This window comes from Streptomyces sp. NPDC045701, from assembly GCF_056432045.1.
Window position 1 is genome coordinate 219,082 of record NZ_JBWKJV010000003.1, and the last position, 19,440, is coordinate 238,521.

The following is a 19,440-nucleotide window of genomic DNA, read 5'->3' on the forward strand; positions in this document are numbered from 1 at the left end:
ACGGGGCCGCCCGGTGCGGGACGGTCCGGTACGGGACCGGGCGGTACGGGACCGGGCGCGGGCCGAAAGCGCGGGGCCGGAGCACGGGGCCGCGCGGGCGGCTACGCCGCCGGGACGTGGACGGTCTCCACCCGGCTCGCCACCAGCCTGTCCCGCTCGCGCCGGGCCGTGCGCGCCCGCAGCCTCAGGATCTGGGCGACGCCCAGGGCCTGGAGCGCGAAGATCGACGAGAAGGCGGCGCGGTAGTCGCCGCCGGTGGCGTCGAGCAGCACGCCGACGGCGAGCAGGGTGGTGATGGAGGCGGTGAAGCCGCCCATGTTGACGATGCCGGACGCCGTGCCCTGCCGCTCCGGCGGGTTCGCCGGCCGGGCGAAGTCGAAGCCGATCATGGAGGCGGGCCCGCAGGCGCCGAGGACGACGCACAGCGTGACCAGGACCCACATCGGGGCGTGGCCGCCCGGGTGGGCGAGGGTGGCCGCCCACACGGCGGCGGTGGCCGCGACCGTGCCGAGCGCGAGCGGGACCCGCGCCCCGTGGTGCCGGGCGATGATCTGGCCGTAGGTCATGCCGAAGACCATGTTGGAGAGCACGGTCAGGGTGAGCATGTCGCCGGCCGCTCCCCGGGACAGGCCCTGCTCCTCGACGAGGAAGGGCAGCCCCCACAGCAGCAGGAACACCATCGCGGGGAACTGGGTGGTGAAGTGCACCCACATTCCGAGCCGGGTGCCGGGCTCCTGCCATGAGCGGGCGATCTGCCGGCGGACGTACGCCGCGCCCGCGTGGCGCGCCGGCTCCGGCTCGTACCCCTCGGGGTGGTCCTTCAGGAACAGGACGAGCAGCACCAGGACGACCACCCCGGCCAGGGAGCTGCCGGCGAACGTCGCCGTCCAGCCGAGCCCGTCCAGGGTCCGGGCGATCACCATCGTCGAGACGAGGTTCCCGACGACCCCGAAGAGCCCGGCGACCTGCGCGATCAGCGGTCCGCGGCGGGCCGGGAACCAGCGTGTGCCCAGCCGGAGCACGGAGATGAAGGTCATCGCGTCGCCGCAGCCGAGCAGCGCGCGGGAGGCCAGGGCCATGCCGTACGAGGGGGAGAGCGCGAAGCCGAGCTGGCCGAGGGTGAAGAGGATCACGCCGAGGGTGAGGACCTTCTTGGTGCCGAGCCGGTCGACCATCAGGCCGACGGGTATCTGCATGCCGGCGTAGACGAGAAGCTGGAGGATGGAGAAGGTCGACAGGGCGGACGCGTTGACGTCGAAGCGGTCGGCGGCGTCGAGCCCGGCGACGCCCAGGGACGTGCGGAAGATGACGGCGACGAGGTAGACGCACACGCCGACGCCCCACACGAGGGCGGCCCGGCGGCCGCCGGGCGGGTCGGAGGGCAGGGACAGGGCGGCGGAGCTGCTCACCGGTCCTCACCCCTGACCAGGACCTTGACGCGGCTGACGTGGCGGTGCACGCACCGGGCGGCGCCCTCGGCGTCACCGGCGCGGATGGCGGCGAGGATCTCGGCGTGCTCGGCGATGTTCTTGGCGACGCGGTCGGGGTGGGCCTCCATCACGGCGACGCCCATGCGCAGTTGCCGGTCGCGCATCTGGTCGTAGAGGCGGGAGAGGATCTCGTTGCCCGCGTTGCGGACGATCTCGGCGTGGAAGCAGCGGTCGGTGACGGCGACGGCGGCGAGGTCGCCCTCGCCGGCGCGCCGCCGCTGCTCGTCCAGCAGCTCCTCCAGCCGCTCCAGGAGCGCGGCCGGGGCGGGGACGGCCCTGCGTACGGCGAACTCCTCGACCAGCAGCCGGGTTTCGACGACGTCGGCGATCTCCTGCGCGGAGACGGCGAGGACCAGGGCGCCCTTCTTGGGGTACAGCTTCAGCAGGCCTTCCATCTCCAGCTTGAGCAGCGCTTCCCGTACGGGCGTACGGGACACCCCGACGGCCTCGGCGAGCTCCCCTTCGGTGAGGAGCGTCCCGCCCTGGTAGCGGCGGTCGAGGACGGCTTGCTTGACGTGGGTGTAGACGCGGTCGGCGGCGGGAGGGGCGGAAGGCATGCGTACAGCATAGATACAACAGGGATGCGTCAGGGGCCGTTCGGCGCAGAGGTAGGACGGAACTCACAACCCGGTGGCACCACATGCCCCACGCGGCGCGGGGCACGTCACACCGCCGCACGTGACCCGGGCCACACGCGTCACCCTTTTTTGCTCGATCGCGCGTCCTCGTACATCCTTCCGGGGCTCTCGCTGGTCTCTTCACGGGCACCGGTTTTCCGGCCCGCCAGGTTGAGGCGTTTTCGACGTACTCGAGACTCGAACTCGGAGCGTTTTCCTTTGATATCGATGAACACGGCCGTCCGCCGCACCGCCACGGTCGCCCTCGCGGGCGGTCTGCTGCTGACCGCCTCCCCGCTCGCCGCCCCGGCCGCGGCGGCCACGCCGATCCCGTCCATCAGCGCCAAGGGCGGCTTCATGGTGGACCAGGCCGACGGCAAGGCCATTTACGGCAAGGCGAACACCACCCGCCGCCAGATGGCCAGCACCACCAAGGTGGCGACGGCCATCGTGGTCCTCACCACCCCCGGTGTCGATCTGAACCGCAAGATCACCATCAAGCAGGAGTACCGCGACTACGTCGTCAGGACCGGCGCGAGCACCGCCGACCTGAAGACCGGCGACAAGGTGACGGTCCGCCAGCTGCTGTCCGGCCTGATGCTGCCCTCCGGCTGCGACGCCGCCTACGCTCTCGCCGACGCCTACGGCACCGGCACCACCACCGCGGCCCGCACCAAGTCGTTCATCGCCAAGATGAACGCCAAGGCGAAGCAGCTCGGGATGACGAACACGATGTTCGACTCCTTCGACGGCATCTCGGCGGCCGGCAACAACTACACGACCCCGCCGGACCTCGCGAAGCTCGCGCGCCACGCCTTCAGCAGCACCACGTTCCGCGACGTCGTCAAGGCGACCTCGTACAAGACCACCGCGACCACCAGCACCGGCGGCACGCGCACGTACACCTGGTACAACACCAACAAGCTGCTCGGCTCCTACAGCGGCGCCGTCGGCATCAAGACGGGCACCGGCACGACGGCCGGCCCGTGCCTGGTCTTCGCGGCCACCCGCGGCACCAAGACCTACGTGGGCGTCGTGCTGAACGCCCCCGACCGCTTCAACGACGCGGCGAAGCTGCTGGACTTCGGCTTCGGTTCCACCACGGCCAGGACGATGGAGCTGCGCTCCCTCCCGGCGGGCGCCCAGCGCGACTGACCGCCGCACCGCACGACACGGTGAAGGGCCCGGACGCGCCGTCGCGTCCGGGCCCTTGTCCGTGCCCCGGGCCGTCAGGCCCCGTGCCTCCCGGGCCGTCAGGCCCAGGTGATCAGCCGCTTGGGCTGCTCCAGCACCGCGGCGATGTCCGCCAGCACCTTGGAGCCCAGCTCCCCGTCCACCAGCCGGTGGTCGAACGACAGGGCCAGCGTGGTGACCTGACGGGGCTTCACCTTGCCCTTGTGGACCCACGGCTGGAGCTTGATCGCCCCGACCGCGAGGATCGCGGACTCGCCCGGGTTGAGGATCGGCGTACCGGTGTCGACGCCGAAGACGCCGACATTGGTGATCGTCACCGTGCCGCCCTGCATGGCCGCCGGGGTCGTCTTCCCCTCACGGGCCGTGGACACCAGTTCGCCGAGGGAGGCGGCCAGTTCCGGCAGCGTCTTGTCGTGCGCGTCCTTGATGTTCGGCACGATCAGGCCGCGCGGCGTGGCGGCCGCGATGCCCAGGTTGACGTAGTGCTTGAGCACGATCTCCTGGGCGGCCTCGTCCCAGGAGGCGTTGATCTCCGGGTTGCGCTTGATGGCGACGAGCAGCGCCCTCGCGACGAGCAGCAGCGGGTTCACCCGGAGCCCGGCCATGTCCTTGTCGGACTTGAGCTCCTCGACGAGCTTCATCGTGCGGGTGACGTCGACCGTGATGAACTCGGTGACGTGCGGCGCGGTGAAGGCGGACCCGATCATCGCCTGGGCGGTGGCCTTGCGGACGCCCTTGATGGGGACGCGGGTCTCGCGGCCGGCGGCCGGCCGCTCCTGCTGCGGCACGGCCTGCGGCTCCGGCCGCGTGGCCTGCGGCTGTACGGGTACGGCGGCGGGCGCGGCGACCGAGGCGGCGGCCAGGTCCACCGCCGCGTGCACGTCCTCGCGGGTGATGATCCCGTCCGGGCCGGTCGGGACGACCGTCGCCAGGTCGACCCCCAGGTCCTTGGCCAGCTTCCGCACGGGCGGCTTGGCCAGGGGCCGGTCCTGGCCGGAGGCGGGGGCGACCGGCGCGGAGGCGGGAGCGGAAGGGGCGGGGGCCGCGGTCGCGGCGCCCGCGTGGCCGTTCAGCTCGCCCTGGACGGCGGCCTGGGCGACCGCCTGCTCCGCGGGGGCCGCGGCGCCCTTGCGGGGGCGGCGCTTCGTGGAGGACTCGGCCACGCCGTAGCCGACCAGCACGGGCTGGCGGCCCGCCGGCCGGGCGTCCTCGGTGGCGGCGTCCTTGGCGGCCGGTTCGGCGGCGGCGGGCTGGGCGGTCTGCGGCTGCTCATCGGCGTCACCGCCGACGTTCACCGAGATGATCACCTCGCCGACGTCGACCGTCGTGCCCTCGGGGAAGCGCAGCTCGTGGACGACGCCGTCGTACGGGCTGGGCAGCTCGACGGCCGCCTTGGCCGTCTCGACCTCGCAGACGACCTGGCCGTCGCTGACGGTGTCACCGGGCTGGACGTACCACTTGAGGATCTCGGCCTCGGTCAGGCCCTCGCCCACGTCCGGCATCTTGAAATCGCGGATCACAGTGGGTCTCCTCAGTACGCGAGCGAGCGGTCGACGGCGTCGAGCACCCGGTCCAGGCCCGGCAGGTACTCCTCTTCCAGCCGTGCCGGCGGATACGGGGCGTGGTAGCCGCCGACCCGGAGGACCGGTGCCTCCAGGTGGTAGAAGCACCGCTCGGTGATGCGGGCGGCGATCTCGGCGCCCGAGCCGTAGAAGACCGGCGCCTCGTGCACGACGACCAGCCGGCGGGTCTTCTCCACCGACGCCTGGACGGCGTCGAAATCGATCGGGGACATCGACCGCAGGTCGAGGACCTCCACCGACCGGCCCTCCTCGGCGGCGACCGCAGCCGCCTCCAGGCACAGCTTCACCATCGGCCCGTAGGCGGCGAGGGTCAGGTCGGTGCCCTCGCGCACCGTGCGGGCCTTGTGCAGCTCACCGGGGATGGCCTCGGTGTCGACCTCGCCCTTGTCCCAGTAGCGCCGCTTCGGCTCGAAGAAGATCACCGGGTCGTCGCTCTGGATGGCCTGCTGGAGCATCCAGTAGGCGTCCGACGAGTTCGACGGCGAGACCACCTTGAGGCCCGCGACGTGCGCGAACAGCGCCTCGGGCGACTCGCTGTGATGCTCCACCGCGCCGATGCCGCCGCCGTAGGGGATGCGGACGACGACCGGCATCTTGATCTTGCCCAGCGCGCGGGCGTGCATCTTCGCCAGCTGCGTGACGATCTGGTCGTACGCGGGGAAGACGAACCCGTCGAACTGGATCTCCACCACCGGGCGGTAGCCGCGCAGCGCCAGGCCGATCGCGGTGCCGACGATGCCGGACTCGGCGAGCGGGGTGTCGATGACCCGCTCCTCGCCGAAGTCCTTCTGCAGTCCGTCGGTCACCCGGAACACACCGCCGAGCTTGCCGACGTCCTCGCCCATGACGAGAACCTTGGGGTCGGTCTCCAGGGCCTTGCGCAGCGACTCGTTGAGCGCCTTGGCGAGGGGGAGTTTCTGTACAGCCATGGTTACTTGACCTCCCCGTCCGCGAAGGACGCCTGGTAGGCGGCGAACTGCGCGCGCTCCTCGTCGACGAGCGCGTGCCCGTCCGCGTACACGTGGTCGAACATCGCCATGTGCTCCGGATCGGGCATGGCGCGGACGGCCTCACGGACGCGCTTGCCGAGCGACTCCGACTCGGCCTCCAGCTCCCCGAACCAGGCGGCGTCCGCCAGTCCCTGCTTCTCCAGGTACGTGCGCAGCCGCAGGATCGGGTCCTTGGCCTCCCACGCCGCCCGCTCGTCGTCGAGGCGGTAGCGGGTCGGGTCGTCGGAGGTGGTGTGGGCGCCCATCCGGTAGGTGAACGCCTCGACCAGGGTCGGGCCCTCGCCGCGGCGGGCGCGCTCCAGGGCGGAGCGGGTCACGGCCAGGCAGGCCAGGACGTCGTTGCCGTCGACGCGGACGCCCGGGAAGCCGAAGCCCTGCGCGCGCTGGTAGAGCGGGACGCGGGTCTGCTTCTCGGTGGGCTCGGAGATCGCCCACTGGTTGTTCTGGCAGAAGAACACGACCGGGGCGTTGTAGACGGCGGAGAAGGTGAACGATTCCGCGACGTCGCCCTGGCTGGAGGCACCGTCCCCGAAGTACGCGATCACGGCCGAGTCCGCGCCGTCCTTGGCGACGCCCATGGCGTAGCCGGTGGCGTGCAGGGTCTGCGAGCCGATGACGATCGTGTAGAGGTGGAAATTGTTGCTGGTGGGGTCCCAGCCGCCGTGGTTCACACCACGGAACATCCCGAGCAGGTTGGTCGGGTCGACCCCGCGGCACCAGGCGACACCGTGCTCGCGGTAGGTGGGGAAGACGTAGTCGTCGTCCCGCAGGGCCCGGCCGGAGCCGATCTGCGCCGCCTCCTGGCCGAGGAGCGAGGCCCACAGGCCCAGCTCGCCCTGGCGCTGGAGGGAGGTCGCCTCGGCGTCGAACCGTCGGGTCAGCACCATGTCGCGGTACAGGCCGCGCAGCTCGTCGGGGCTGAGGTCGATGTCGTACTCCGGGTGCTGGACGCGCTCACCCTCGGGCGTCAGCAGCTGTACGAGCTGGGGCTCGGCGCTCTGGGCGCCGGATGCCTTGGTCGCGCTCGCGCTGGTGCGCTTACTGCTGCGTCGCGGCTTGCGCGCGGCAGTGCCTTCCACGGTCACGTGCGTGCTCCTCCGTCTGTCCGGCCCCCGGGGTCCGCCGGGATGGCTGGGGTTCTCCCTGACTCCGATAGAGCTCGGGAGAGCGGCTCGCCTGTCTCCGTACGTGTGCACGGGGTGGGTGCCCTCGACCGGGAACAGGCGTGACAGGTGCCCCGGCGAGCCCCCTGTCATAGGCACGTTACCCAGTGCACCGCATTACTGCGAAACCCCCTTTGACCTGCGTTTTTGCTTGGATTTCCAAGTAAATCGCAAAGGGGTGGACAAATGACTGGTCACAGCCTTGTGAGCCGCCGGAACAGGGGGCACGTTATCCCGCGCACCCCGGGCACGGGAAGAGTCAGTATGTGAGACTGATCGGGTGCGCGAAGAAGGAAAAATCACCGTATTTCTGTTGGACGACCACGAAGTCGTCCGGCGGGGCGTCCACGAAATGCTCTCCGTCGAGGACGACATCGAGGTCGTCGGAGAGGCCGGTACGGCGGCAGACGCGCTGGTCAGGATTCCGGCGACCCGTCCGGACGTGGCGATTCTCGACGTGCGCCTGCCCGACGGCAGCGGGGTCGAGGTGTGCCGGGAGGTCCGCGCCCTGGACGAATCCATCAAATGCCTGATGCTCACCTCCTTCGCGGACGACGAGGCGCTCTTCGACGCGATCATGGCCGGTGCCTCCGGGTACGTCCTGAAGGCGATCCGCGGCCACGAGCTCCTGGCGGCCGTACGGGACGTGGCGGCCGGCAGGTCGCTGCTGGACCCGGTGGCCACCGCGCGCGTGCTGGAGCGGCTGCGGGACGGCAACGGCCCGAAGGGGGACGACCGGCTGGCCGCCCTGACCGAACAGGAGCGCCGGATCCTCCACCTGATCGGCGAGGGGCTGACCAACCGCGCGATCGGCGAGCGGCTGCACCTGGCCGAGAAGACGATCAAGAACTACGTCTCCGGCCTGCTGGCCAAGCTGGGCATGGAACGGCGCTCCCAGGCGGCGGCGTACGTCGCCCGGTTGCAGGCCGAACGGCGCTGACGGGCCGGGCGGAGGTGGAGGCGGCACGGCCCGCACAGGGACCGGTGCCCCGCCGGGCGAACGGTTCCGCGTTCGCCCCTGCGTACACGCGCGGGCGGCCCGAGTTGACGACCGTCCACTCCCCGGACGGTTCCGGAGTGCAAGGTTCCGAGGAGCGACTCCACCACCACGCTCCGTGATCTAACATCTGGTGAGTGCCGCGCTCATCTGCAACCGCCGCCCCACCCGTGAGTGCGCTCCTGCGCCGCTACGACGACCCGGGCGAACCCCTCTCCTGCGTACCCGTCACCCAGGGCCTCCTCAACCGCGGCTACCGTCTGGCCACCACCCACGGCGCCTACTTCCTCAAGCAGCACCTGGACGCCCCCACCGCCGACCGCGCCACCATCGTCCGCCAGCACCGCGCCACCCAGCGCCTGCACGCCCTCGGCGTCCCCGTGGCCCCGCCGCTGCCCGACGCGGAGGGCGACACCGTCGCGGAGATCGACGGCCGCTGCTACGCCCTGCACCCCTGGGTCGACGGGCGGCACCGGGCCGGGGCACAGCTTTCGGCGGCCGGGTCCCGGCGCCTGGGCGCACTGCTCGGGCTGGTGCACACCTGCCTGGAGCAGGTCATGGAGCCGCACGGCGACCACCGGCACCGCAGCGCCGACCCGGAGGAGACCTTCCGGGTCATCGACCGGCTGCTGACCCTGGCGCGGGCCCGCCGGACCCGGGACGCCTTCGACGAGCTCGCCGAGCACCGCCTGCTGGAGCGCAGGCGGCTGCTGGCGGACCACGCCCACCGCCGCCCGCCACCGGCCTCGGCGGGCGGCTGGGTGCACGGGGACTTCCACCCGCTGAACCTGCTCTACCGGGGCGCGGAGCCCGCCGCGATCGTCGACTGGGACCGGCTGGGTGTGCAGCCGCGGGCGGAGGAGGCGGTGCGGGCGGCCGCGATCTTCTTCGTACAGCCGGCCGGGGGCCTGGAGCTGGAGAAAATCCGCGCCTACGCGCGCGCGTACCGGCGGGCGGCCGGGGCGGAGCCGGCCGAGCTGGCGGCGGCGGTGCACCGCGTGTGGTGGGAGCGGCTGAACGACTTCTGGATACTGCGCTGGCGCTACCAGCTGCACGACGGCAGGGCCGACCCGCAGTTTCCCGCGGCGTCGGCCCTGGCGGTCTGGTGGACCCGGGAGTACGAGGCGGTGTGCGACGCCTTCGCCGGGTGAGCGGCGCCGGGGCGTGCGCCCCGGGGCCCGCGCGTCCGTGCGGTCAGGCGCCGCCGGTGCCCGTGGTCGTCGCGCCCTGGTCGGCGCCCCCGTCCGTGGTGCCGCCCTGGTCGGTGGTGCCGGTGGTGGTGCCGCCCTGGTCGGCGCCCCCGTCGGTCGTCCCGCCCTGGTCGGCGCCCCCGTCCGTGGTCCCGCCCTGGTCGGTGCCCTCGGTGGTGCCGGGGGTCGACGGCGTGCCGCCGGTGGGCGGAGGCGGGTTGTTGGTCTGCGGCTGCGACGGGTCGGGCTCCCAACCGCCCCAGTTGCCGCCGTTGTTGCCGTTGCCGCCACCGGTGGACCCGCCCGGGTCCTCGGTCTTCTCGTCCGTCTTCTTGTCCGACGGCGTGGGCTTGGTGGTGTCGCCGGGCTTGGACGGCGCGGTGGTGGCCGGAGGCTTCTCCTTGCCGTCGTCCGCCGGCTTCTTGGTCTGGTCGAGCGCGTACGCCACACCCGCCACGATCGCGATCAGCGCGAGCGCCGCGAACAGCAGCATCTTGCCGCGACCGCTCTTGCGGCCCTGCCCGCCGTCGTACGCGTAGGCGCCGTCGTCGGGGTTCGCCGGCGGCAGGAGCGGGCCCTGCGAGGTGTCGCCGTGCGTCGGGTGGCCCATGGCGGTGGTCGCCGCGACGCCGCCGACCGGGGTGCGGCCGCCCTCGTGCAGCTCGACCGGGCCGGTGTTCCAGGTGCCGGTGTGGCTGCCCTGCTGCTGGAGCATCTGAAGCCCGTACTGCACCAGGCCGCGCATCTCCTCGGCGCTCTGGAACCGGTCGTCCGGGTCCTTGGCGAGCGCCCGCATGGCCAGACCGTCGAGCTCCGGCGGGGCGACGTCGGAGACCTCGGACGGCGGGACCGGGATGTCCTGGACGTGCTGGTAGACCACGGACAACGGTGTCTCGCCGGTGAAGGGCGGCCGCAGCGCGAGCAGCTCGTACAGCAGGCAGCCCGTGGCGTACAGGTCGGAGCGGTGGTCGACGGCCTTGCCGAGGGCCTGCTCCGGCGACAGGTACTGCGGGGTGCCCATGACCATGCCGGTCTGGGTCATGGTCGACTGCGCGCCGTGCAGGGCGCGCGCGATGCCGAAGTCCATCACCTTGACGGCGCCGCTGTGCGTGATGATCACGTTCGCGGGCTTGATGTCACGGTGCACGATGCCGTGCTGGTGCGAGTAGGCGAGGGCCTCCAGCACACCGGAGACGATGATCAGCGCCTGCTCGGGCGGCGGCGCCTCCGCGTTGATCAGCAGGTCACGGATGGTGCGGCCCTCGACCAGCTCCATGACGATGTACGGCACGGACTGGCCGTTCACCACGTCCTCGCCGGAGTCGTACACGGCGACGATCGCGTGGTGGTTCAGCCCCGCGACGGACTGCGCCTCGCGGGTGAAGCGGGCCTTGGAGACCGGGTCCTCGGCGAGGTCGGCACGCAGCAGCTTCACGGCCACGGTACGGCCCAGCCGTACGTCCTCCGCCGCGAACACCTCGGCCATGCCGCCCCGGCCGAGACGGTGGGTCAACCGGTAGCGGCCGTCTCCGACGAGTCCACCGGCGCCCAACTCGGCGGACTCCGGCGCTCCTCCGCCGCCGCCTGCCTCGGATTCGGATGCCATCAGTCCTCGCCGTCGTTTCTGTCCGCTTGCTCTGCGCGTGCGGTGTGCCGCCGTGTCTTAAGGGGTACTACGTCACGTCACGCTACAGCCTCCGCGCGCCGCGCCGGTTCGAGATTGACCGGCCATCCAACCGGTTCCCCGTACGCCTGTGCAAATCTCCCGCTCGTTCCATGGCGGTCCGGTACGGGTCCGGTAACACTTCCGAGACGCTTCTTGTGCGTACGGTCACGGAACGGGCACCCGGCTTGACGTGTCACTGCCCTCGGGCAGACTTGGCCCGTAAAACCGGATCACCGCGATTCACCGCGGCCACCACGGACGCGCGCGCACGGGGGAGCAAGACATGAGCCAGGACGGCGCACAGGGCCGCTATGCGGGCGGCTCGGTGGCGGGCGGCCGGTACCAGCTTCGCGACCTGCTGGGCGAAGGCGGCATGGCGTCCGTGTACCTGGCGTACGACAGTGCGCTGGACCGGCAGGTCGCCATCAAGACGCTCCACACGGAGCTGGGGCGCGAGCAGTCGTTCCGGGAGCGCTTCCGCCGCGAGGCGCAGGCCGTCGCCAAGCTCCAGCACACCAACATCGTGTCGGTCTTCGACACCGGCGAGGACGACCTCGGCGGCTCGCTGATGCCGTACATCGTCATGGAGTACGTGGAGGGCCAGCCCCTCGGGTCGGTGCTCCAGGCCGACATCCAGGCCCACGGCGCGATGCCGGCCGACAAGGCGCTCAAGGTGACCGCCGACGTGCTGGCGGCGCTGGAGACGAGCCACGAGATGGGCCTGGTCCACCGGGACATCAAGCCGGGCAACGTGATGATGACCAAGCGCGGTGTGGTCAAGGTCATGGACTTCGGCATCGCGCGCGCCATGCAGTCCGGCGTCACCTCGATGACGCAGACCGGCATGGTCGTCGGCACGCCGCAGTACCTGTCGCCGGAGCAGGCGCTGGGGCGGGGGGTGGACGCGCGTTCCGACCTGTACTCGGTCGGCATCATGCTGTTCCAGCTGCTGACCGGGCGGATCCCGTTCGACGCGGACTCGCCGCTGGCCATCGCGTACGCCCATGTGCAGGAAGAGCCGGTCGCGCCGTCCTCCATCAACCGGTCGATCACCCCGGCGATGGACGCCCTGGTGGCGCGCGCGCTGAAGAAGAACCCGAACGAGCGCTTCCCGAGCGCCGCCGCCATGCGCGACGAGTGCCTGCGGCTGCTGTCGGCGGGCCAGGGCCAGACCGGCGCGCCGGTCATCGTGCAGGGCGCGCCGCACGCGAACAGCGGCTCGGGCGTCGGCTCGGCGGTCTTCCCGCCGGTCGACCACACCACTCCGGCGCCGGGTCCGCAGAGCGTCCAGACGCCGTACCAGCCGCCGTACGGGACGCCGGCGCCCACGCCGTCGTACGGCTACCCGCAGCAGGCGCAGCCCCAGCCGGCGCCGATGTACCAGACGCCCGCCCCGCCGGCGTACGCGACTCACCCGCAGACCACGGCCGGATCACCGGTGCCGTCGAGCGGCGGGGGCCGGAGCAACATGCCGGTCATCGTGGGCGCGATCGCGGTGGCCCTGCTCGCGATCGGCGGCCTGATCGCGGCCATCTCCATGAAGGACGACGAGAAGGACCCGGGCACGCAGGCGGGCGGCGGCGCGAGCCAGTCCGCCGAGGGCCCCGAGGCCGGCCACAAGCCCCCGGAGCGGCACCGCACGATGGAGACCACCAAGTGCACGGACGCCTCGGAGGACAGCGACGACCCGTCGAAGGTCCAGGCGCCCAGCTTCACCTACAAGGACGTCATCTCGGTGAAGAGCTGCATCCAGGCCGCCGGCTGGAAGTTCAACATCAAGGAAGTGGACGACCCGCAGTTCGCCGAGGACCAGGTGATCTCCCAGTTCCCGACCGAGGGCACCGCCGTGGTCCCCGGCAACCAGACCTTCGAGCTGACGGTGGCGACGGGCGACCCGGGCCAGTGATCCCGCCGTCGCGGGGCCGGTAGGCGTCGCGGGGGCCGGTAGGCGTCGCGGGGGCCGGTAGGCGTCGCGGGGGCCGGTAGGCGTCGCGGGGGCCGGTAGGCGTCGCGGGGGCCGGTGGTCGGCGCGCGGCTGGTGGTCGGCACGGAGCCGGTGGTCGGGGGCCGGTGATCGGTGCGGGGCTGGTGGTCGGTGCGGGAGCCGGTAGGCGTCGCGGGGGCCGGTGGTCGGCGCGCGGCTGGTGGTCGGCACGGAGCCGGTGGTTGGGGGCCGGTGATCGGTGCGGGGCTGGTGGTCGGTGCGGGGGCCGGTGGTCGGGGCCGGTGGGTGCCGGGTGGGTGTGCGGGTGCCGGTGACTCGTGGGGGTGAGCGGAGCGCTCAATCCATGGCGTAACTCCTGTGGGTGGCTGTGGGGCCGCCCGGGATGCCGGGGTGCTTCCCCCGTGTGACGCTGAGTGCGTTGTGGGGCCCGTGGCGGCTCCTGGCGGCTCGGCACGGGAGGGGGTCACCCGGTGGCTCCAGGACTCGACTCACGGTGTGCGACGGCGGTCGCGGCTCTGCTGCTGGCCGCGTCCTCGGTGTGCGGCGCCCCCGCCGCGTACGCGGAGCAGACCGAGCCCGCCGTGAAGCCCGAGGCGGGCCTCCTGCGGCCCGGTGACCGGCCGTCGGGAACGCCCTCCCCCTCCCGCTCCCCCTCCCCCTCCGTCGCGCCGTCCGTGTCGCCCTCGGCCACCCGGTCGGGCGCCGGCAGCGGGGCGGGCGCCGCCACGGCGACCGGCACCGCGCCCGGTGCCGTCGCCGGGCCGACGCGGTACGCCCCCGCCTCGCCCTCGCTGGCCGGGCGGCCCGCCGGGGAGGGCCGGCAGCGGCCGGGGCGGCCGGCTTCCCCGTCCGTGAGCCCCTCCGACGACGCGTCGCCGGGCGCGGCGTCCGGCTCGGCCGGGCCCCCGCGTACCAAAACGGCAACAGCGCCGAGCCCGCCCTGGGAGGAGGAGCCGGAGGCCGAAGCGGTACCCGAGACGGAGTCCCCGGAGCCGGCCGACCCGCCGCGCTCGCCGCCCGCCGCCGCCTACGAGCCGGCCGCCCAGACCGCCGACACCCTCGCTGACCGGCAGATTCCGGTCCTGACGCTGGGCGTCGGACTGGCCATGATGGGCCTCGGTCTCGGCTTCCTCGGGCTGCGCATCAGGCGTCGCTGACTCCCGGGGGTCCCTCTCAGGACGGACGCGGCACCTCCCCCTCAGGTCTCTTGTCCGTGCCGGCATACTCGGTATACATACTGAGTATGTCCATCAGGCACGGGCTCCTCGCCCTTCTCGAACACGGTCCGCGTTACGGTTCGCAGCTCCGTACGGAGTTCGAATCGCGCACGGGATCGACCTGGCCCCTCAACGTGGGGCAGGTCTACACGACGCTCAGCCGCCTGGAGCGTGACGGCCTGGTCGAGCAGGACGGAGAGGACGGGGCCGGGCACGCGCTCTACACGATCACCGACGCCGGCCGGGCGGAACTCAAGGTCTGGTTCGAGAAGCCGGTCGACCGCACCAGTCCGGCCCGCGACGAGCTGGCCATCAAGCTCGCCATGGCCGTCGGCGCGCCGGGGGTCGACATCCGGGACGTCATCCAGTCGCAGCGCCGGCACACCGTCAAGGCGATGCAGGACTACACCCGTCTCAAGGCGCAGGCAATCACCACCCTGGAGAGCGGGCCGGAGCGGGAGCGGGACGACGTGGCATGGCTGCTCGTCCTGGAACAGCTGATCTTCCAGACGGAGGCGGAGGCGCGGTGGCTCGACCACTGCGAGGCCCGCTTGATCCGGCTGTCCGCCACCGCCCGGCAGCCCGGTGCCGCCGTGTCGACCGCACGGCGGCGCGTCCCCGAGCCGGGTGGGGCGGCGTCCCGCCCGGGGGCATGACCGGCCCCCGGCGCCCCGCACCGCCCGACCCGCGCTGACCGGCAGTACCCCGCCGGGGGCCGCCCCCGCTTGGGCGACCCCGCTTGGGCGACCCTCGCCGCCGTGCCGCGCGGCCCACGCACACCGCCACTCCGGGGCCCCCGCGCGTCCCGGTGTTCGACCGGACCCCGCGCCGCGTCCCGCACCTCCCATCCGTTCCGTACCTCACCCGTTCCACATCTCTCGTACACCCGCATACGCCGTACAGACACCGTACGCATCCGCTCCGTACGCCCGCGCCGCCGCGCTCGTACGCCAAGGGGGAACCCGCTTCATGTCATCGTCATCACGCTCGCCCCAGCAGCCCGTGCTGCAACTCCAGCAACTGACCCGTGTCCACGGTTCCGGCGCCACCGAGGTGCACGCCCTGCGCGGCATCGACCTCGACGTCTTCCCCGGTGAACTCGTCGCCGTCATGGGCCCCTCGGGCTCCGGCAAGTCGACGCTGCTCACCATCGCCGGCGGCCTGGACGTCCCCAGCTCCGGCCGGGTGATCGTGGAGAACACCGACATCACCACCGCCGACCGCAAGACGCTCGCAGCCCTGCGCCGCCGCAGCATCGGGTACGTCTTCCAGGACTACAACCTCATCCCGGCGCTCACCGCCGCCGAGAACGTCGCCCTGCCGCGCGAACTCGACGGCACCTCCGCCCGCAAGGCGCGTCGCGAGGCGATCGCCGCACTGGAGGAGATGAACCTCGGCCACCTGGCCGACCGGTTCCCCGACGAGATGTCCGGCGGCCAGCAGCAGCGCGTGGCGATAGCCCGCGCGCTGGTCGGCGACCGGCGGCTCGTCCTCGCCGACGAACCGACCGGCGCCCTGGACTCCGAGACCGGCGAGTCGGTGCTCGCACTGCTGCGTGCCCGCTGCGACGCGGGGGCGGCGGGCGTCCTCGTCACCCATGAACCCCGGTTCGCCGCCTGGGCGGACCGGGTGGTCTTCCTGCGGGACGGCGCGGTCGTCGACCAGACCGTACGCAGCGACGCCGACTCCCTGCTCACGGGCCGGACGGCCGAGCGGTGAACAACTGGTTCTCTTCCTGGCGCGCCGCGGTGCGTATCGCCCGCCGTGACGCCTGGCGCTTCAAGGGGCGCAGCTTCCTCGTCCTGGCGATGATCGCCCTGCCGATCCTCGGGGTCAGCGCCGCCGACCTGACGCTGCGCACCTCGGAACTGTCCACCGAGGAGCAGCTGGCCCGGGCCCTCGGCGCCGCCGACGCCCGGATCATCGACCCCCAGTACGGCGGGGTGCCGATCCTCCAGCACCCGGTGGAGGAGGACTCCATGCCGGTGGGCGACTACGAGAACAAGCCGTGGCCCGAGGGCCGTACGGACGTCACCACGTCGTTCCCCGCGCGCTCCGCCGTCCTGATCGACTCCACCGGCGCGGGGAAGATCCGCACCGCCCACGGGATCCTCCAGACCGAGATCCGGGAGCTCAAGGCGGCCGATCCGATGGCCAGGGGCATCCTTTCCCTCCAGGACGGCCGGTTCCCCGAGAAGGCCGACGAAGTCGCCGCTACCTCGCACTTCCTGGAGTCCAGCGGGCTCGGCATCGGCTCGACGGTGGCCGCGCGGGGACTCGACCGCGAGTACCGGGTCGTCGGCTCGTACGAGCTGCCCGACGACCTCAAGGCCGACCAGCTCAACGCCCTGCCCGGAACGTTCCTGGGCCCGCTGGACAAGGCTCTGGAAGCGGCCGGTATGCCCGGCACGGGCACCAACACCTCGCACCTGCTGGCCCTGCCCCACTCGGCGAAGGCCGATGGTTTCACGTGGAACATGGTGAAGGAGGCCAACGCCAAGGGCGTCATGGTGGTCTCGCGCGCGGTCGCCCTCGACCCGCCGGCCGACTCCGATGTGCCGCTGTTCCAGCAGGAGGGCTGGGGCGACTACGGCGACAGCACCGCCGCCAAGGCCGCCGCGCTCGCCGCTGCCGGAACCGTCATCGGCCTCGCGATGCTGGAGATCTGCCTGCTCGCCGGCCCCGCCTTCGCCGTCGGCGCCCGCCGATCCCGGCGCCAGCTCGGACTGGTCGGCGCCAACGGCGGCGACCGCCGGCACATCAGGGCGATCGTCCTGGCCGGTGGCCTGGTCATCGGCGTCGTCGCGGCCGTCGTGGGCACCGTGCTCGGGCTGCTGCTGACCTTCGCGCTCCAGCCGCTGCTGGAGGATTACCTGGGCAAGCGCTTCGGTGCCTTCGACGTCCGGCCGCTGGAGCTGCTCGGCATCGGCCTGCTCGCCGTGCTGACCGGCCTGCTGGCCGCCGTCGTACCGGCCGTCACCGCCTCCCGCCAGACGGTGCTCGCCTCGCTCACGGGCCGTCGTGGGGTTCGCCGCAGCAGCCGCGTCCTGCCCGTCGTGGGGCTGATCGCCGCCCTGCTGGGTGCCGCGATCGCGCTCTACGGGTCGGTCGTCTCCGACCAGTTCATCATCGTGGCGGGCGGCAGCGCCCTCGCCGAGCTGGGCGTCGTCGCGATGACACCCGCCCTGGTGGGCCTGTTCGGGCGCACCGGCCGCTGGCTGCCGCTGTCGCCGCGCCTGGCGCTGCGGGACGCGGTGCGCAACCGGGGGCGTACGGCTCCCGCCGTCGCCGCGGTGCTGGCCGCCGTCGCGGGCACGGTCGCCGTGGCCACGTACCAGGCGAGCGACGACGCTCAGCAGCGGGCGGCGTACGAGGCGCGGCTGCCGCACGGCGCGGTCTCGGTCGTGGTCACGGAGGGCGGCGGCCGGGAGGTCCCGGCGGTGGGCGACGCGGTGCAGAAGAACCTGCCCGTCGACCTGCGGGCCGATGTCGACCGGATCGTGGTCGGCAAGGCCACCTGCGAGATGTACGGGGACGCCGAGGGCTGCGGCCGGCACGAGGTCGTCATCCCGGTGGCCAACCGATGCCCCCTGTGGGTGTACACGCCCAACGGCTCGGATCCGTCCGAGAAGTACACCACCGCCGAGCGCCGCAAGCTCGCCCAGGACTGGCGTTGCAAGGAGACGCCGAGCATGGCGTACACCGAGACCGGCCTGGTCGTCGCCGACGCCAAGCTGCTGAAGGTGCTGGAGATCGAGGATCCGGGGGCCGAGAAGGCGCTGGCCGAGGGCAAGGTCGTGGCGTTCTCCCGCACCATGGTCGACGCCGAGAGCCAGGTGGGCATCAAGCTGATCACCGACTCCGCGAAGGCCGAGGAGGCCATGGCGGCGGGCAAGGAGGCACCGGGGAAGGTCGCGTCGTTCGACGCGTACCAGGCCGCTCGGGGAACCAACGCCTACGGCCTCGCCGGCATCGTGCCGCCGGCCGCCGCCAAGGCGGCGGGCATCATGACCGTGCCGTTCGGGGCGTACTTCTCGACCGACCGGATGCCGACTACGGAGCAGCGCCAGAAGCTCGACGAAGAGCTCGCCACGACGGGCGCCGGTGCCGAGCTCCATGTGGAGGAGGGCTTCGTGAGCGAGAACAGTGTCGTGCTGCTGGCGCTGACCGTCTTCGCCGGGCTGATCACGATCGGCGCGGCCGGAATCGCCACCGGTCTGGCTCAGGCGGACGCCGAGGCCGACCTGAAGACGCTGGCCGCCGTCGGTGCGCCGCCGCGGGTGCGGCGGACGCTGAGCGGCTTCCAGTGCGGGGTGGTCGCCGTGATGGGCGTGCTGCTCGGTTCGGTGGCCGGCGCCCTGCCGGCGATCGGGCTGCGGCTGACCGAGCGGCGCCAGCAGATGGCCTGGTACGAGCGAGCCCTTGACCTCGGCGGCCTGATGGACGTGCCGCAGGTGCCGATCATCATCCCGTGGGGAACGCTGGCCGCCCTGCTGATCGCCGTACCGCTGGGCGCCGCGCTCCTCGCGGCCCTGGTCACACGCTCGCGCGGGGCCCTGGCCCGCCGCGCGGCGACGTGACGGAGGCCGTCCGGGCGGTTGTGCCCCCGTACGAGGGTGGATCACCCTCGTACGGGGGCAGACCGTGTGATGACGCACCCGTGCGAGAGAATGGCTGGCATGGAGATGCCGAGGAATGAACGGTCGCACGAGAACCCTCAGATCCTGGTCGTAGGACAGGACGGATTGGCGCTCGGCGGCGGTGACGGTGACGACGAGTCGCGCGAGGTCCCGGTGACGGAAATGGTCGAACAGCCCGCGAAGGTCATGCGCATCGGCAGCATGATCAAGCAGCTTCTGGAAGAAGTCCGCGCGGCACCTCTCGACGAGGCCAGCCGGGTACGCCTGAAGGAGATCCACGCCAGCTCGGTGAAGGAGCTGGAGGATGGTCTGGCGCCCGAGCTGGTGGCGGAACTCGAGCGTCTCTCCCTGCCGTTCACGGACGAGGCGATCCCCTCCGAGGCGGAACTGCGCATCGCGCAGGCCCAGTTGGTGGGCTGGCTGGAGGGTCTGTTCCACGGCATCCAGACGGCGCTGTTCGCCCAGCAGATGGCGGCCCGCGCCCAACTGGAGCAGATGCGCCGGGCGCTGCCGCCGGGCGCGCCGACGGATGACGACGAGGACGGCGGCCACGGCGCGATCCGTTCCGGCCCGTACCTGTAGTCACCGGCCGGGAGCCGGCCGACGCCCCGGGGGGGGGGGGGGGGGAGAGGGGGGGGGGGGAGGGGGGGGGGGGGTGGGGGGGGGGGGGGGGGGGGGGGGGGGGGGGGGGGGGGGGGGGGGGGGGGGGGAAGGGGGGGGGTGCGGGG

General features: G+C 72.5%; 15 protein-coding genes. 9 read left to right on the forward strand and 6 right to left on the reverse strand.

The features are described 5' to 3' along the window. Positions 1-101 precede the first annotated feature (101 nt). Together AC07DW_RS05130 and AC07DW_RS05135 are read right to left on the reverse strand one after the other, a co-directional pair. Positions 102-1,409: an MFS transporter gene (locus AC07DW_RS05130; protein ID WP_478856235.1), complete on the reverse strand. Its 1,308-nt coding sequence runs from the start codon at positions 1,407-1,409 to the stop codon at positions 102-104. Beyond that, entirely contained in the window at positions 1,406-2,047 is a 642-nt protein-coding gene (locus tag AC07DW_RS05135; protein ID WP_478856236.1) for a GntR family transcriptional regulator, read from the reverse strand. The genes AC07DW_RS05130 and AC07DW_RS05135 overlap by 4 nt, the downstream gene beginning before the upstream one ends. 288 nt (positions 2,048-2,335) lie before the next feature. On the opposite strand from AC07DW_RS05135, the gene AC07DW_RS05140 reads away from it, so the two are divergent. Beyond that, on the forward strand, positions 2,336-3,262 hold the full coding sequence (locus tag AC07DW_RS05140) for a D-alanyl-D-alanine carboxypeptidase family protein (protein ID WP_478856237.1): 927 nt from the start codon (positions 2,336-2,338) through the stop codon (positions 3,260-3,262). A 98-nt stretch (positions 3,263-3,360) separates the two neighbouring features. On the opposite strand, the gene AC07DW_RS05145 is transcribed toward AC07DW_RS05140, so the two are convergent. The 3 genes from AC07DW_RS05145 to pdhA are packed head-to-tail and all read right to left on the reverse strand — an operon-like array spanning position 3,361 to position 6,979. After that, positions 3,361-4,803, reverse strand: coding sequence for a dihydrolipoamide acetyltransferase family protein (locus tag AC07DW_RS05145; protein WP_478856383.1), 1,443 nt, complete (start codon positions 4,801-4,803; stop codon positions 3,361-3,363). Positions 4,804-4,832: 29 nt separating this feature from the next. Continuing rightward, on the reverse strand, positions 4,833-5,813 hold the full coding sequence (locus AC07DW_RS05150) for an alpha-ketoacid dehydrogenase subunit beta (RefSeq protein ID WP_478856238.1): 981 nt from the start codon (positions 5,811-5,813) through the stop codon (positions 4,833-4,835). 2 nt (positions 5,814-5,815) lie between these two features. Beyond that, positions 5,816-6,979, reverse strand: a complete 1,164-nt coding sequence (pdhA, locus tag AC07DW_RS05155; protein ID WP_478856239.1) for a pyruvate dehydrogenase (acetyl-transferring) E1 component subunit alpha — start codon at positions 6,977-6,979, stop codon at positions 5,816-5,818. A 358-nt stretch (positions 6,980-7,337) separates the two neighbouring features. Here pdhA and AC07DW_RS05160 point away from each other — a divergent pair, with 358 nt between their 5' ends. Both AC07DW_RS05160 and AC07DW_RS05165 read left to right on the forward strand, forming a co-directional pair. Further along, a complete protein-coding gene (locus tag AC07DW_RS05160) occupies positions 7,338-7,997 on the forward strand; it encodes a response regulator (RefSeq protein ID WP_478856240.1) in 660 nt (219 codons plus the stop codon). A gap of 194 nt (positions 7,998-8,191) precedes the next feature. Then, positions 8,192-9,205, forward strand: coding sequence for a phosphotransferase (locus AC07DW_RS05165; RefSeq protein WP_478856241.1), 1,014 nt, complete (start codon positions 8,192-8,194; stop codon positions 9,203-9,205). Positions 9,206-9,248: 43 nt separating this feature from the next. Here the strand turns inward: AC07DW_RS05165 and AC07DW_RS05170 are convergent, their stop codons facing one another. Further along, positions 9,249-10,850, reverse strand: a complete 1,602-nt coding sequence (locus tag AC07DW_RS05170) for a protein kinase domain-containing protein (RefSeq protein ID WP_478856242.1) — start codon at positions 10,848-10,850, stop codon at positions 9,249-9,251. 343 nt (positions 10,851-11,193) lie between these two features. Between AC07DW_RS05170 and AC07DW_RS05175 the strand changes: the two genes are divergently transcribed. The 6 genes from AC07DW_RS05175 to AC07DW_RS05200 all read left to right on the forward strand — a co-directional run bounded on the left by AC07DW_RS05175 (position 11,194) and on the right by AC07DW_RS05200 (position 19,294). After that, entirely contained in the window at positions 11,194-12,816 is a 1,623-nt protein-coding gene (locus tag AC07DW_RS05175; RefSeq protein ID WP_478856243.1) for a protein kinase domain-containing protein, read from the forward strand. A gap of 509 nt (positions 12,817-13,325) precedes the next feature. Further along, a complete protein-coding gene (locus AC07DW_RS05180) occupies positions 13,326-14,012 on the forward strand; it encodes a hypothetical protein (RefSeq protein ID WP_478856244.1) in 687 nt (228 codons plus the stop codon). A gap of 86 nt (positions 14,013-14,098) precedes the next feature. Then, entirely contained in the window at positions 14,099-14,728 is a 630-nt protein-coding gene (locus tag AC07DW_RS05185; RefSeq protein WP_478856245.1) for a PadR family transcriptional regulator, read from the forward strand. A 313-nt stretch (positions 14,729-15,041) separates the two neighbouring features. Then, a complete protein-coding gene (locus tag AC07DW_RS05190; protein ID WP_478856246.1) occupies positions 15,042-15,791 on the forward strand; it encodes an ABC transporter ATP-binding protein in 750 nt (249 codons plus the stop codon). After that, positions 15,788-18,652 carry an FtsX-like permease family protein gene (locus tag AC07DW_RS05195; RefSeq protein WP_478856247.1) on the forward strand — a complete coding sequence of 955 codons (2,865 nt, stop codon included), beginning with the start codon at positions 15,788-15,790 and terminating at the stop codon, positions 18,650-18,652. Before AC07DW_RS05190 ends, AC07DW_RS05195 begins: the two co-directional genes overlap by 4 nt. Before the next feature lie 99 nt (positions 18,653-18,751). Beyond that, positions 18,752-19,294 carry a bacterial proteasome activator family protein gene (locus tag AC07DW_RS05200; RefSeq protein ID WP_478856248.1) on the forward strand — a complete coding sequence of 181 codons (543 nt, stop codon included), beginning with the start codon at positions 18,752-18,754 and terminating at the stop codon, positions 19,292-19,294. Positions 19,295-19,440 lie beyond the last annotated feature (146 nt).